Source organism: Cellulomonas sp. B6 (genome assembly GCF_001462455.1).
GTDB lineage: Bacteria > Actinomycetota > Actinomycetes > Actinomycetales > Cellulomonadaceae > Cellulomonas.
On the sequence record NZ_LNTD01000036.1, the window covers coordinates 1 to 13,909 of the forward strand.

Sequence of the window (13,909 nt, forward strand, 5' to 3'; positions counted from 1 at the left end):
GGCGCCGTCACGGTGGCTGTCGGCGCCGGCGTGTGGGCCGGCGGCACCGCGTCACGGCTGCCGAGCACCGCGGCGGCACCGACGGCGCCGACCAGGGCCAGGCACGCGACGGTGTCTCCGACGTGCCGCAGGACGCGGCGGCGGCGCACCGCGGACCGCACGCCGTCGAGCGTCGCCGCGGGGATCGGGTCGACCGAGCGCTCCACGTCGGCCGTCGCCCTGCCCATCAGGTCGTCCAGGTCAGCGCTCACGGTGCACCTCCGTCGTCGTCCGTACCGTCATCGTCTCCGCGCCGTCGGGGGCGGCCCCGCCCAGCGCCGCCGCCAGGCGCGTGAGCCCGTCGGCCGTGTACCGCTTGACCGCGCCCTCGCTGAGTCCGAGGGTGGCCGCGGTGTCGGCGACCGACAGGTCGTCCATCTGCCGCAGCACGACGCACGCTCGCTCGCGCGGCGCGAGCGTCGCGAGGGCGCGGACGAGGTCGGCGCCGGGTCCGCGCTCCTCGACGGTGGTCTCCACGACCGGCAGCGCGTGGACGCGTCGTAGCGCGTGCGACTCCCGGAGCCTGCGTCGGGACGCGTCGACGGCCCGCGACGCGATCGCGCGGCGCAGGTACGCCTCGGCCTTGTCCGCGGTGGTGAAGCGGGCCCGTCCCGCGAAGACCGAGATCAGGGCCTCCTGGACCAGGTCGGGTGCGTCCGCCCGTGACCCCGACACGAAGGTCGCGTGGGTCACGAGCCTGGCCCACCGGTCGCGCGCCACCTCCTCGAGGAGCGTCTCCCACCGCCTCGTCATCTGTGCCCTCCTGCTGGTACGTCCATGCCCCCTCAACGACCACATGGTCGCGCCGCGTTGGGGGCGGTCTCGTGGGACGTCACCCGGACGGGGAAACGGGGTGCCGTCGGCGCGTGCTCGGGTAGGTTCGGGGGTGGCGCGTGGACGGTGCCGGCGCGCCGCCACCGGTCGATCGAAGGAGCCCGCCCGTGTCCCTCACCACGCCCGCCGTCGTCACCGTGACCGGCGCCGCCGGTCAGATCGGCTACGCCCTCGCCTTCCGGATCGCGTCGGGGCAGCTGCTCGGCCCGGACACGCCGGTGCGGCTGCGGATGCTGGAGATCCCGCCCGCGGTGCAGGCCGCCGAGGGTGTCGCGATGGAGCTCGACGACTGCGCGTTCCCGCTGCTCGACGGCATCGACGTGACGGACGACGCGACGGCCGCGTTCGACGGCGTGAACGTCGCGCTGCTCGTCGGGGCGCGCCCGCGGACCAAGGGCATGGAGCGCGGCGACCTGCTGAGCGCCAACGGTGGCATCTTCGGGCCGCAGGGCGCCGCGATCAACGCGGGTGCCGCGGACGACGTGCGGGTCCTGGTGGTGGGCAACCCCGCGAACACGAACGCGTACATCGCGTCCGCGCACGCGCCCGACGTGCCGGCCGAGCGGTTCACGGCGATGACGCGGCTCGACCACAACCGCGCGCTCGCGCAGCTGCGGCACCGCACCGGCGCGGCGGTCGAGGAGATGCGGCGCATCGCGATCTGGGGCAACCACTCGGCGACGCAGTACCCCGACCTGACGCACGCGACGATCGGCGGTCGGCCCGCGCTCGAGGTCGTCGGCGACGACGCGTGGGTGCGCGACACGTTCATCCCGACCGTGGCCAAGCGCGGTGCGGCGATCATCGAGGCGCGCGGCGCGTCGTCGGCCGCGTCGGCGGCGAACGCGGCCATCGACCACGTGCACACGTGGGTGCACGGCACCGCCGAGGGCGACTGGACGTCGGCCGGCGTCGTCTCCGACGGCTCGTACGGCGTGCCGGAGGGGCTGATCTCGTCGTTCCCGGTGACCGCCGCGGGCGGCGCGTACACGATCGTGCCCGACCTCGAGGTCGACGCGTTCTCGCGCGAGCGCATCGACGCGTCGGTGGCCGAGCTCGTCGAGGAGCGCGAGGCCGTGCGCGCGCTCGGCCTGGTCTGACCGGCTTGGCGGGCGTGCGCGTCGCGATCCGGGTGCGACCCGGGGCGTCGCGCACGCGCGTCGGTGGTCGGTACGGCGACGCGCTGGTCGTCGCGGTGCAGGCGCGCGCGGTCGACGGCGCCGCGACCGAGGCGGCGCTCGCGGCGGTCGCGGACGCGCTGGGCGTGCGCCGGCGGCACGTCGTCCTCGTGACGGGTGCGACGAGCCGCGACAAGGTCGTCGAGGTCGACGACGCCGCGACCGGGGGTGACGCCGCGGCGCGCGTGGCGGAGCTGCTCGACGCATGAGGGCGGCCGACGGGCCGCAGGGCCGGGCGGATCGTCCGGATCGCACGGCATGCCCGAAACCCTTGCTGCAAGTTGTTGCAACGGGTTACGGTCGCCGGGACAGCCCACCGACGGCACGACGACGTGCCGCGACGAAGGAGTCCCGATGGTCGGCGCCGCCCTGCCACGCCCCCTCGCCCCCCGCACCGCACGCCGTGCGCTCGCCCTCCTCGCCGCCGGGGCCGTGGCCGCGACCGGCGCGGTCGTGGCCCTCCCGGCGTCCACCGCCCTCGCCGCGGCCGGCGCGGTCACGCTCGTCGGCAGCCTGCAGGACGAGCTGGGCTGCGCCGCCGACTGGGACCCGGCCTGCGCGGCGACCGCGCTCGCGCCGACCGACGTCCCCGGCCGGTTCTCGGCGACGTTCGACGTGCCCGGCGGCGCGCACGAGTGGAAGGTCGCGCTCGACGGCACGTGGGACGCGGCGTACGGTGCCGACGGCGGCGACGCGAACACGCCGCTCGTGCTCGCCGGGCCCGCACGGCTCACGTTCACCTACGACGACGCGACGCACCGCACGTCCGTCGTCGTCGCGGACCTCGCGGGGGGCTACACGGAGGCCGACGCCGACCTCGTGGCGGATCCCGTCCGGAACCCGGGTGCGGGGGAGAGCTTCTACTTCGTGCTCACCGACCGGTTCGCCGACGGCGACCCCGGCAACGACACCGGCGGTCTCGACGGCGAGCGGCTGACCACCGGCCTCGACCCCACCGACAAGGGCTTCTACCACGGTGGCGACCTCGCGGGCCTGCGCGAGCGGCTCGACTACGTCGAGGGGCTCGGCACCACGGCGATCTGGCTCACGCCGTCGTTCCTCAACCGCCCCGTGCAGGGCACGGGCGCCGACGCGTCGGCCGGGTACCACGGCTACTGGGTCACCGACTTCACGCGCATCGACCCGCACCTGGGCACCAACGCCGAGCTCGAGGCGCTGATCGCCGACGCGCACGCGCGCGGCATCAAGGTCTACTTCGACATCATCACCAACCACACGGCCGACGTCATCGACCACGCCGAGGGCGCGTACGGGTACGTCGACCAGGCGACCCGGCCCTACCGCGACGCCGCCGGCGAGCCGTTCGACCCCGCGACGTACGCGGGCACCGACGACTTCCCGGCGCTCGACCCGGCGACGTCGTTCCCCTACACGCCGGTGATCGACCCGGCCGACGCCGAGGCCAAGGTCCCGGCCTGGCTCAACGACCCGACGCTGTACCACAACCGTGGCAACTCGACGTGGACGGGGGAGTCCGTCACGTACGGCGACTTCGACGGCCTCGACGACCTCATGACCGAGCACCCGGACGTCGTGCAGGGCTTCGTCGACGTCTACGAGGCGTGGGTGGACCTGGGGATCGACGGGTTCCGCATCGACACCGTCAAGCACGTGAACCGCGAGTTCTGGGACGTCTTCACCACGGCGATCGCGCAGCACGCGGACGCGGTCGGCAACCCGGACTTCTTCATGTTCGGCGAGGTGTACGACGCGGACCCCGCGCTCACCGCGCCGTACGTGCGCGAGACCGACATGGACGCCGTGCTCGACTTCTCGTTCCAGGCGGCGGCCGCGGGCTACGCCCGGGGGTTCTCGGCGGCGGGCCTGCAGGGCCTGTTCGCGGGCGACGACCTCTACACGACGCCGACGAGCAGCGCGCAGGCGCTGCCGACGTTCCTCGGCAACCACGACATGGGGCGCATCGGGTACGCCGTGAAGGACGCGGGCGACGCGCAGGCGCGCTCGGGGCTCGCGCACGCGCTCATGTACCTGACGCGCGGGCAGCCGGTCGTCTACTACGGCGACGAGCAGGGGTTCGTCGGCGACGGCACGCTCGGCGGCAAGGACAAGGACGCGCGGCAGTCGCTGTTCGCGACGCAGGTCGACGAGTACGCGGACCAGGCGCTGCTCGACGGCACACCCGCCGGCTCGGTCGACCGGTACGCGACGGACACGCCGTTGTACCGGCAGATCGCGACGCTCGCGGGGCTGCGCGCGCAGACGCCCGCGCTGACCTCCGGCGCGCAGGTCGAGCGGTACGCCGCCGGGTCGGTGTACGCGTTCTCGCGCGTCGGCGACGACGGCGTCGAGCACCTCGTCGCGCTCAACAACGCGGCGACGCCGGCCGACGTCACGGTCGACAGCCTGACGCCGGGCGCGACGTTCACGTCCCTGCTCGCGACCTCGGGCGCCGGCACGGTGCCGGGCGCGGCAGCGACCGCCGACGCCGAGGGCGCCGTCGCCCTGACGGTGCCCGCGTTCGGCGCGGTCGTGCTGCGGGCCGACGGGCCGGTGGCGGCGGGCGACGACGGCCTCACGCTGGCGGTGCCGGGCGCGGGCGCGGCGCTCGAGGGGCTGGCCCCCGTGGTCGCGGACGTCGACGACGACGCGTTCGCCACGACGTCCTTCGCCTACCGCGTGGTCGGCGACGACGCGTGGACGCCGCTCGGCACCGCCGAGACGACGACGCCCCGGGTGTTCCACGACGTGCGCGACCTGGACCCCGGCACACTCGTCGAGTACCGCGCGGTGCGGCAGGACGTGACCGGCCACCGCAGCGCCGCGTCGACGTACGCGAGCGTCGGCGTGGCCGTCGACGGCGTCGAGCCTCCGCCGGCGCCGGGCGGCACGCTCGTCACGGTGCCCGGCAGCCACAACGCCGCGATGGGGTGCCCGGGGGACTGGCAGCCGGGCTGCGAGGCGGCGCGCCTCACGTCGACCAACGGCGTCGTGTACTCCGGGACCTTCACGATCCCGCCGGGGTCGTACGAGTACAAGGTCGCCGTGGGCGGCACGTGGGACGAGAACTACGGCGCGGGCGGCGCGCCCGGCGGCGCCAACGTCACGTACGCCGTGGCCGGCGACGCGCCGCAGCAGGTGACGTTCGTGTACGACGCGACCACGCACCAGGTGACGTCCTCGGCGCAGGGTCCGCTGATCACGCTGCCGGGGTCGTACCAGAGCGAGGCGGGCTGCGCGGCCGACTGGGACCCCGCGTGCCTGGCGACGGCCCTGGTCGACGGCGACGGCGACGGGACCGCCACGCTGACGCTGCCCGACCTGGCGGCGGGCTCGTACGAGCTCAAGGTCGCGCACGGACTGTCGTGGGCCGAGAACTACGGCGCCGACGGCGTGCGCGACGGCGCGAACTTCGCGTTCGCGGCGCCCGGCGGCAGGCCCGTGACGTTCCTCTACGACCTCACCACGCACGTGCTCACGGTGCAGGTCACCGACCCGCCGCTGCCCGGCACGGGGCAGGCGCAGGCGCACTGGGTCGACGCCCGCACGCTCGCGTGGCCCGCGGGGCTGGTCGCGAGCGGCACGGACGCGTCGGCGCTGCGGTTCACGCTGCACGGGTCGCCCGAGGGGGCGCTCGAGGTCGTGGACGGGCAGGTGACGGGCGGTGAGGAGGTCGCGCTCGAGGTCGTCGCCGGTGGGCTCACCGCGGCGCAGGTCGAGCGGTTCCCGGCCCTCGACGGGTACGTCGCGCTGCGGGTGCGGTCCGACCGCGCCACGGTCGAGCGGCTGCTCACCGGCGAGCTGCTGGTGCGGCAGGCGGACGCGGACGACGTCGCGCAGGCGGTCACGGGCGTGCAGGTGCCGGGCGTGATCGACGACCTGTACAGCAAGAAGGCGGGCAAGCGTACGTTCGGCACGACGTGGGTGAAGGGTGCCCCGCACCTCGCGCTGTGGGCCCCCACGGCGCAGGACGTCGCCGTGCTGGTGTGGCCCGCCGACCGGCGCGGTGCGCTCGACACGTCCGGCGACCCCGTGCGGGCCGCCGCGCAGCGGCAGGCCGACGGCAGCTGGACCGTCGCGGGCCCGAAGGCGTGGGCCGGTGCGGCGTACCTGTGGGAGGTCACGGTCTACGCGCCGACCACGGGGAAGGTCGAGGTGAACCGCGTGACCGACCCGTACGCCGTCGCGCTCACGCGCAGCTCGACGCACGGCGTGCTCGTCGACCTCGACGACGCCCGCTACCGGCCACGCCAGTGGGAGCGCACGCCCCAGCCGGTCGTGCGTCCCGTCGACCAGACGATCTACGAGCTGCACGTCCGCGACTTCTCCGTCTCGGACGCCACGGTCCCCGCGGCGCTGCGCGGCACGTACGGCGCGTTCGCGGTGCCCCGCAGCGACGGCCGCGACCACCTGCGCGCGCTCGCCGACGCGGGTCTGACCACGGTCCACCTGCTGCCGACGTTCGACATCGCGTCGATCGAGGAGGACCGGTCGGCGCAGGCGGCGCCCGCGTGCGACCTCGCTGCGCTCCCGCCGGACTCGCCCGAGCAGCAGGCGTGCGTGACCGCGGTCGCGGGGCAGGACGCGTTCAACTGGGGCTACGACCCGTGGCACTGGACCGTGCCGGAGGGCTCGTACGCGGTCGACGCGGTCGGCGGCGCGCGGGTCGCCGAGTTCCGCACCATGGTCGGGGTGCTGCACGCGGACGGGCTGCAGGTCGTGCTCGACCAGGTCTTCAACCACACCGCGGCGAGCGGGCAGGACCCGAAGAGCGTGCTCGACCGCGTGGTGCCCGGGTACTACCACCGGCTCGACGCGACCGGGAAGGTCGAGACGTCGACGTGCTGCCAGAACGTCGCGACCGAGCACGCGATGGCCGAGAAGATGATGGTCGACTCGGTCGTCACCTGGGCGCGGGACTACAAGGTCGACGGCTTCCGGTTCGACCTCATGGGTCACCACTCGCGGCAGACGATGGAGGCCGTGCGCGACGCGCTCGACCGGCTGCGACCCCGCACCGACGGCGTCGACGGGCGGAAGGTGTACCTGTACGGCGAGGGCTGGAACTTCGGCGAGGTGGCCGACGACCGGCTCTTCGAGCAGGCCACGCAGGGTCAGCTGGGCGGCACGGGCATCGGCACGTTCTCGGACCGGCTGCGTGACGCCGTGCGCGGCGGTGGGCCGTTCGACGAGGACCCGCGCGTGCAGGGCTTCGGCTCGGGTGCGTTCACGGACCCGAACGGCGCACCCGTGAACGGCACCGACGCCGAGCAGCTCGCGCGTGTCCGGCACCAGGCGGACCTCGTGCGGCTCGGCATGGCCGGCAACCTGCGGTCGTTCGAGCTGCTGACGAGCGACGGCACCGTCAGGCGCGGCGACCAGGTCGACTACAACGGGCAGCCGGCCGGTTACGCCGACTCCCCGGAGGAGGTCGTCACGTACGTCGACGCGCACGACAACGAGACCCTGTTCGACAACCTCTACCTCAAGCTCCCGCAGGACACCCCGATGGCCGCCCGCGTCCGCATGAACACGGTCTCGCTCGCCACCACGACGCTCGCGCAGACCCCGTCGTTCTGGCACGCGGGCGCGGACCTGCTGCGCAGCAAGTCGCTCGACAGGAACTCGTACGACTCGGGGGACTGGTTCAACGTGCTGGACTGGTCCGGGCGCACCAACGGCTTCGGCCGCGGGCTCCCGCCGGCGGCGGACAACGAGGCAAAGTGGCCGTTCCAGCAGCCTCTGCTGGCCGACCCCGCGCTCGTGCCGACCCCCGCCGACGTCGCGGCGGCACGCGTCGCGTCCGCCGAGCTGCTCGAGCTGCGTGCCTCGACCCGGCTGTTCCGGCTCGGGGACGCCGACCTGATCGAGCGCAAGGTGACGTTCCCGGGCTCCGGGCCGGACGCGGCACCGGGGGTGGTGGTCATGCACGTCGACGACCGGCCGGGCTGGGACGTGGCGACGCGCCGGTGGCGCACCGACGTCGATGCGCGGCTCGACGGTCTCCTCGTGGTCGTCAACGCGTCCGACGAGCCGACCGCGCAGCGGGTGGACGCGCTCGCGGGGCGGCGGTACGCGCTGTCGCCCGTGCAGGCGGCGGGCGCCGACCCGGTGGTGCGGACCACGACGTACGACCGTGGGACGGGGACGGTCACGGTGCCCGCGCGCACGGTGGCCGTGCTCGTCGAGCAGCGGTCGCCGACGCCGCGACCCGACCCGTGGCGCGACCTGGTGTGCGGTCTGCTCGGGTGGTGGCTGCCGGGGGTGTGCCGCTGACCTGGCCGTCCGCGCAGACCGGCCCGTGCCTTCGATGTCTGAAGGCACGGGCCGGTCTGCGTGCGGACATGCCCGATTTGGGTGCGCACACCGCGGGCGGCCAGCACGCGAGTGACATCAGGACACGGATTGGTCACGACTCTTGCCCTGGCGAAGGCTTCAGGTCTTGAATGCAACGCGAAGCCGCACCCGGCTCCTCGGCAGCGACGCCGACCCCGGGTGGCCGGGACGACGGACGTCCCGGCCGCAGCAGCGGCGCACACGAGGGAGCGACGACGATGTCACTGGCATGGAAGAAGACGGCGATCACGATGGTCGCCGCAGGTCTGCTCGTGGGGAGCATGGCCGCCTGCAGCTCCGAGCGCGACACCGGGTCGGGCGGCGGCTCCACCGACGGCGCCACCGGCAGCGCCGAGGACACGATGGTCGGCATCGCGATGCCCACCAAGAGCCTCGAGCGGTGGAACCGCGACGGCGCGCACCTCGAGGGCCTGCTCAAGGACGCGGGCTTCGAGACCAGCCTGCAGTACGCCGACAACAAGGTCGACCAGCAGATCACGCAGATCGAGAACATGGTCAACCAGGGCGCGGACGTCCTCGTCATCGCGTCGATCGACGGCACGGCCCTCGCGCCGACGCTGCAGCAGGCGGCCGACCAGGGCATCAAGGTCATCGCCTACGACCGCCTCATCAACGACACGCCCAACGTCGACTACTACGCGACGTTCGACAACTACGGCGTCGGCAAGATGCAGGGCGAGTTCATCGTCGACGCGCTCAAGCTCGACACCGGTGCGGGCCCGTTCAACCTCGAGCCGTTCGCCGGGTCGCCCGACGACAACAACGCGAAGTTCTTCTTCGCCGGTGCGTGGGACGTGCTCAAGCCCTACCTCGACAAGGGCCAGCTCGTGGTGCCCTCGGGCAAGGCCCCGGCGTCGAACGACGACTGGGCGTCCATCGGCGTCCAGGGCTGGAGCTCGGACACCGCGCAGTCCGAGATGGAGAACCGCCTCAACTCGTTCTACTCGGGCGGCACCAAGGTGAACGTCGTCCTGTCGCCCAACGACTCGCTCGCGCTGGGCATCGCGCAGGCGCTCGAGGGCGCCGGCTACGCGCCCGGACCGGACTACCCGGTCCTCACGGGCCAGGACGCCGACAAGGCCAACGTCCTCAACATGATCGCCGGCAAGCAGTCCATGTCGGTCTGGAAGGACACGCGCACGCTGGGTGACCAGGTCGCGAAGATGGTCGAGCAGATCGTCAAGGGCGAGACCGTCGAGGTCAACGACGAGGAGACCTACGACAACGGCGAGAAGGTCGTCCCGACCTACCTGCTGCCGCCCCAGGTCATCACGCCGGACACCGTCCAGGTGCTCGTCGACTCGGGCTTCTACAAGGCCGCCGACCTCGGCCTGTGAACCACGGCCGGCCGCGCGACCGCTCCGGTCGCGCGGCCGGCTCCGCCCGGACGACCCAGCGAGGACCCATGGACACCGAGCACATCCTCGAGATGCGCGGCATCACCAAGACCTTCCCGGGCGTCAAGGCGCTCGCGGACGTCACCCTGGCCGTGCGCCGCGGCGAGATCCACGCGATCTGCGGCGAGAACGGAGCGGGCAAGTCGACGCTCATGAAGGTGCTGTCGGGCATCTACCCGCACGGCACGTACGAGGGCGACATCGTCCTCGACGGCGAGGTGCAGGAGTTCCGCGGCATCCGCGACTCCGAGCGCCGCGGCGTCGTCATCATCCACCAGGAGCTCGCGCTCTCGCCGTACCTGTCGATCGCCGAGAACATCTTCCTCGGCAACGAGCGCGCCGAGCGCGGCGTGATGGACTGGAACCGCACCAACGCCGAGGCCGCGCGCCTGCTCGCGCGCGTCGGGCTCGCCGAGCGTCCCGACACGCGCGTCAGCGACATCGGCGTCGGCAAGCAGCAGCTCGTCGAGATCGCCAAGGCGCTGTCGAAGGAGGTGCGGCTCCTCATCCTCGACGAGCCGACGGCCGCGCTCAACGACGAGGACTCCGCCCACCTGCTGGGCCTGATCCGCGGGCTGCGCGACGAGGGCATCACCTCGATCATCATCAGCCACAAGCTCAACGAGATCGAGGCGATCGCCGACACCACGACGATCATCCGCGACGGCCAGACCATCGAGTCCCTCGACATGCGCGGCAGCGAGCCGGTCACCGAGGAGCGCATCATCCGCGGCATGGTCGGCCGCCCGCTCGACCACCGGTTCCCCGACCACACGCCGAGCATCGGCGAGGAGGTGCTGCGGATCGAGGACTGGACCGTGCACCACCCCGTCGACCAGACGCGCAAGGTCGTCGACCGCGCGAGCCTGACGGTGCACCGCGGCGAGATCGTCGGGCTCGCCGGCCTCATGGGGGCGGGCCGCACCGAGCTCGCGATGAGCGTGTTCGGCCGCTCGTACGGCACCCGGATCTCCGGTCGGCTGTACAAGGACGGTCAGGAGATCACGGCCACGACCGTCCAGCAGGCCATCGCCCACGGCATCGCGTACGCGACCGAGGACCGCAAGCGGTTCGGCCTCAACCTCATCGACACGGTGCAGCACAACGTCTCCGCCGCCGCGCTCGGCAAGCTCGCACGACGCGGCGTCGTCGACCGCGAGGCCGAGTCGACCGTCGCCGAGGGGTACCGCCAGGAGCTGAACATCAAGACACCGACCGTCACGGCGCTGGTCGGCAAGCTCTCGGGCGGCAACCAGCAGAAGGTCGTGCTGTCCAAGTGGATCTACGCCGACCCCGACGTGCTGATCCTCGACGAGCCGACGCGCGGCATCGACGTCGGTGCCAAGTACGAGATCTACACGATCATCAACAGGCTCGCCGACGCGGGCAAGGGCGTGCTCGTCATCTCCTCCGAGCTGCCCGAGCTGCTCGGGGTCTGCGACCGCATCTACGCGCTCAGCCAGGGTCGCGTCACGGGCGAGGTGGCCCGCGCCGACGCGACCCAGGAGCACCTCATGCACTTCATGACGATGGACAAGGACGGGATCGCCCGATGAGCACCACGACCGACGTCAACGTTCCGTCCCCGACGCCACCGGGCACGCCCCGCGTGCCGCTCGGGCAGCGGCTGCAGGGCCTGGGCGGCAACGCGCGCCAGTACGGCATCTTCGGCGCGCTCGTCGTCATCATCCTGCTGTTCCAGGTGCTGACCGACGGCAAGCTGCTGCTCGCCAACAACGTCGCGGCGCTCTTCCAGCAGAACGCGTACGTCATGATCCTCGCGATCGGCATGGTCATGGTCATCGTGGCCGGGCACATCGACCTGTCGGTCGGGTCGGTCGTCGCGTTCGTCGGCGGCGTGGTCGCGGTGACCATGCGCGACCCGATCGGGCTGCCGTGGATCGCCGCCGTGCTCGTCGGCCTGGCGGTCGGGGCGATGGTCGGGGCGTGGCAGGGGTTCTGGGTCGCCTACGTGGGGATCCCGGCCTTCATCGTCACGCTCGCCGGCATGCTCGTGTTCCGCGGCCTCGCGCTCGTGATCGTCGGCGAGACGCTCGCCGGGCTGCCGCCGGCGTTCATCCGGATCTCCAAGGGCTCGCTGCCCCCGTGGCTCAACTACGTCGGCAACATGGACGGCGTCACGCTGGTCATCGGCGCGCTCGCGGTCGCCGCGATCGTGCTCACGCAGGTCCGCGCGCGTCGCTCGCTGCGGCGGCACGACCTGCACGTCGAGGCGCTCGGCCTGTTCGTCACCAAGCTCGCGGCGATCGCCGTCGGCATCGGGATCCTCACCGTCATCCTGTCGTTCTCGGCCGGTGGCACCCCGATCGTCCTGGTCATCGTGGGCGTGCTCGTCGTCGCCTACTCGTTCCTCATGGGCCGCACGGTCTTCGGGCGGCACATCTACGCGATCGGCGGCAACCGCTCCGCGGCCGCGCTGTCGGGCGTCAGCACCCGCCGGGTCGACTTCTGGATCTTCGTCAACATGGGTCTGCTCGCGGGGGTCGCGGCGATCGTCACCACCGCACGCGCGGGCGCCGCGATCGCGGCGGCCGGGCAGAACTTCGAGCTCGACGCGATCGCCGCGTGCTTCATCGGCGGGGCGGCGGTCACCGGCGGCATCGGTCGGGTGTCGGGGGCGATCGTCGGCGCGCTCATCATGGGCGTGCTCAACATGGGCCTGTCCATCCTGTCGGTCGACCCCGCGTGGCAGATGGCCATCAAGGGCTTCGTGCTGCTGCTCGCGGTCGCGTTCGACCTGCTCAACAAGCGACGCGCGGGCACGCAGTAGAACCGGACGTGCGTCCGTGAGCGGCGTGGGCGCCGGTAGGTTGCCCTCGTGAGCAGGCGAGCGGGTGCGGCGGGCTCGCAGACCGCCCTGCGCGAGGCCAACAAGGCGCTCGTCGTCGGCACGGTGCAGCGGTACGGCGGGCTCACGCAGGTCGAGCTCGCCGCCGCCACCGGGCTGTCCCAGGCGACGGTGTCGACGATCGTCCGCGAGCTGCTCGCCGCGGGGATCGTCGACACTGCCGTCACGACGCGCAGCGGGCGGCGCGCGCAGCTCGTCACGCTCGCGCGCCGGGTCGGGCTCGCGGTCGGCATCCAGGTGGGCCACCGGCACCTGCGCGTCGTGCTGGGCGACTTCGCGCACGAGGTCGTCGCCGAGCAGATGCTGCCGCTGCCGTTCGAGCACCCGTCGGACACGACGCTCGACCGGGGCGCGCTGCTCGTCATGGACCTGCTCGAGCGCATCGGCTCGGACCTCGAGGACGTCGTCGCGATCGGGCTGGGCGTGCCCGCACCCGTCGACGTCGACACGGGCGTCGTGTCGGTCCCGGGGCTGCTGCGCGGCTGGGAGGACGAGCACCTCGCGCAGGTGCTCACCGAGCGGCTGGGCCGCCCGGTGCTCGTCGACAACGACGCGAACCTGGGCGCGCTGGCCGAGGCCACGCTCGGTGCCGCGCGCGGGTACCGCGACGCCGTCTACGTGCGCGCGTCGTACGGCATCGGGGCGGGCATCGTGCTGGGCGGGCAGGTGCACCGGGGGTTCGCCGGCACGGCGGGGGAGATCGGCCACGTGCAGGTGGACCCCACCGGGCACATCTGCCGGTGCGGCTCGCGCGGCTGCCTCGACACCGTGGTCGGCGCGAACGCGCTCGTCGAGCCGCTGCGGGCGTCCCACGGGTCGCTCGCGCTGCGCGACGTCATCGCGCGGGCGCGGGACGGCGACCCGGGGTCGTCGCGCGTGGTGGCCGACGCGGGCGCCGTGATCGGGTCGGTGCTGGCCGGCCTCGGGACGAGCATGAACCCGCAGTGCGTGGTCGTCGGGGGCGAGCTGGCGGAGACCGGGGAGGTGCTGCTCGGTCCGCTGCGCGAGGCGCTGCAGCGCCGCGTGCTGCTCAACCAGGTCGCACCGCTCGAGGTCGTGCCGGCCGCGCTGGGGCAGCGGGCCGAGGTGATGGGTGCGCTCGTGCTCGCGCTGCGGTCGGCCGACGTGCCGGTGCGCGCCGAGGACGACGCGGCCCCGGTGGGCGCGCCACCGGGCGACGGCCGACGGGACGGTGCGCGGGAGGAGCAGGGCGAGGGTGGGCGGGACGACGACCGGGGTTGACCGGGGCAGGGGTG

9 protein-coding genes are annotated in these 13,909 nt (G+C 73.3%); 7 read left to right on the plus strand and 2 right to left on the minus strand.

From position 1 onward, the window contains the following. Together ATM99_RS02260 and ATM99_RS02265 are read right to left on the minus strand one after the other, a co-directional pair. Positions 1 to 251 (minus strand): hypothetical protein (locus ATM99_RS02260; protein WP_150118077.1); only part of this gene is annotated, 251 nt, incomplete at its 3' end. Next, positions 241 to 792: a sigma-70 family RNA polymerase sigma factor gene (locus ATM99_RS02265; protein ID WP_062101331.1), complete on the minus strand. Its 552-nt coding sequence runs from the start codon at positions 790 to 792 to the stop codon at positions 241 to 243. The genes ATM99_RS02260 and ATM99_RS02265, both read right to left, overlap by 11 nt. A 188-nt stretch (positions 793 to 980) precedes the next feature. Between ATM99_RS02265 and ATM99_RS02270 the strand changes: the two genes are divergently transcribed. The 7 genes from ATM99_RS02270 to ATM99_RS02300 all read left to right on the plus strand — a co-directional run bounded on the left by ATM99_RS02270 (position 981) and on the right by ATM99_RS02300 (position 13,895). Further along, the gene (locus ATM99_RS02270) at positions 981 to 1,973 is read left to right on the plus strand and encodes a malate dehydrogenase (protein ID WP_062101332.1); all 993 of its coding nucleotides are present in this window, start codon (positions 981 to 983) and stop codon (positions 1,971 to 1,973) included. 14 nt (positions 1,974 to 1,987) lie between these two features. Next, positions 1,988 to 2,260 carry a DUF167 domain-containing protein gene (locus tag ATM99_RS02275; RefSeq protein WP_062101333.1) on the plus strand — a complete coding sequence of 91 codons (273 nt, stop codon included), beginning with the start codon at positions 1,988 to 1,990 and terminating at the stop codon, positions 2,258 to 2,260. Positions 2,261 to 2,405: 145 nt separating this feature from the next. After that, complete coding sequence (gene pulA / locus ATM99_RS02280) at positions 2,406 to 8,306, plus strand: pullulanase-type alpha-1,6-glucosidase (protein WP_062101334.1); 5,901 nt, start codon at positions 2,406 to 2,408, stop codon at positions 8,304 to 8,306. Between the two features lie 278 nt (positions 8,307 to 8,584). Then, on the plus strand, positions 8,585 to 9,724 hold the full coding sequence (gene chvE, locus ATM99_RS02285; RefSeq protein WP_062101335.1) for a multiple monosaccharide ABC transporter substrate-binding protein: 1,140 nt from the start codon (positions 8,585 to 8,587) through the stop codon (positions 9,722 to 9,724). A 68-nt stretch (positions 9,725 to 9,792) separates the two neighbouring features. Beyond that, positions 9,793 to 11,340: a multiple monosaccharide ABC transporter ATP-binding protein gene (gene mmsA, locus ATM99_RS02290; protein ID WP_062101336.1), complete on the plus strand. Its 1,548-nt coding sequence runs from the start codon at positions 9,793 to 9,795 to the stop codon at positions 11,338 to 11,340. Further along, a complete protein-coding gene (mmsB, locus tag ATM99_RS02295) occupies positions 11,337 to 12,575 on the plus strand; it encodes a multiple monosaccharide ABC transporter permease (RefSeq protein ID WP_062101337.1) in 1,239 nt (412 codons plus the stop codon). The genes mmsA and mmsB overlap by 4 nt, the downstream gene beginning before the upstream one ends. A gap of 48 nt (positions 12,576 to 12,623) precedes the next feature. Next, entirely contained in the window at positions 12,624 to 13,895 is a 1,272-nt protein-coding gene (locus ATM99_RS02300) for an ROK family transcriptional regulator (protein ID WP_062101338.1), read from the plus strand. Positions 13,896 to 13,909: the final 14 nt, after the last annotated feature.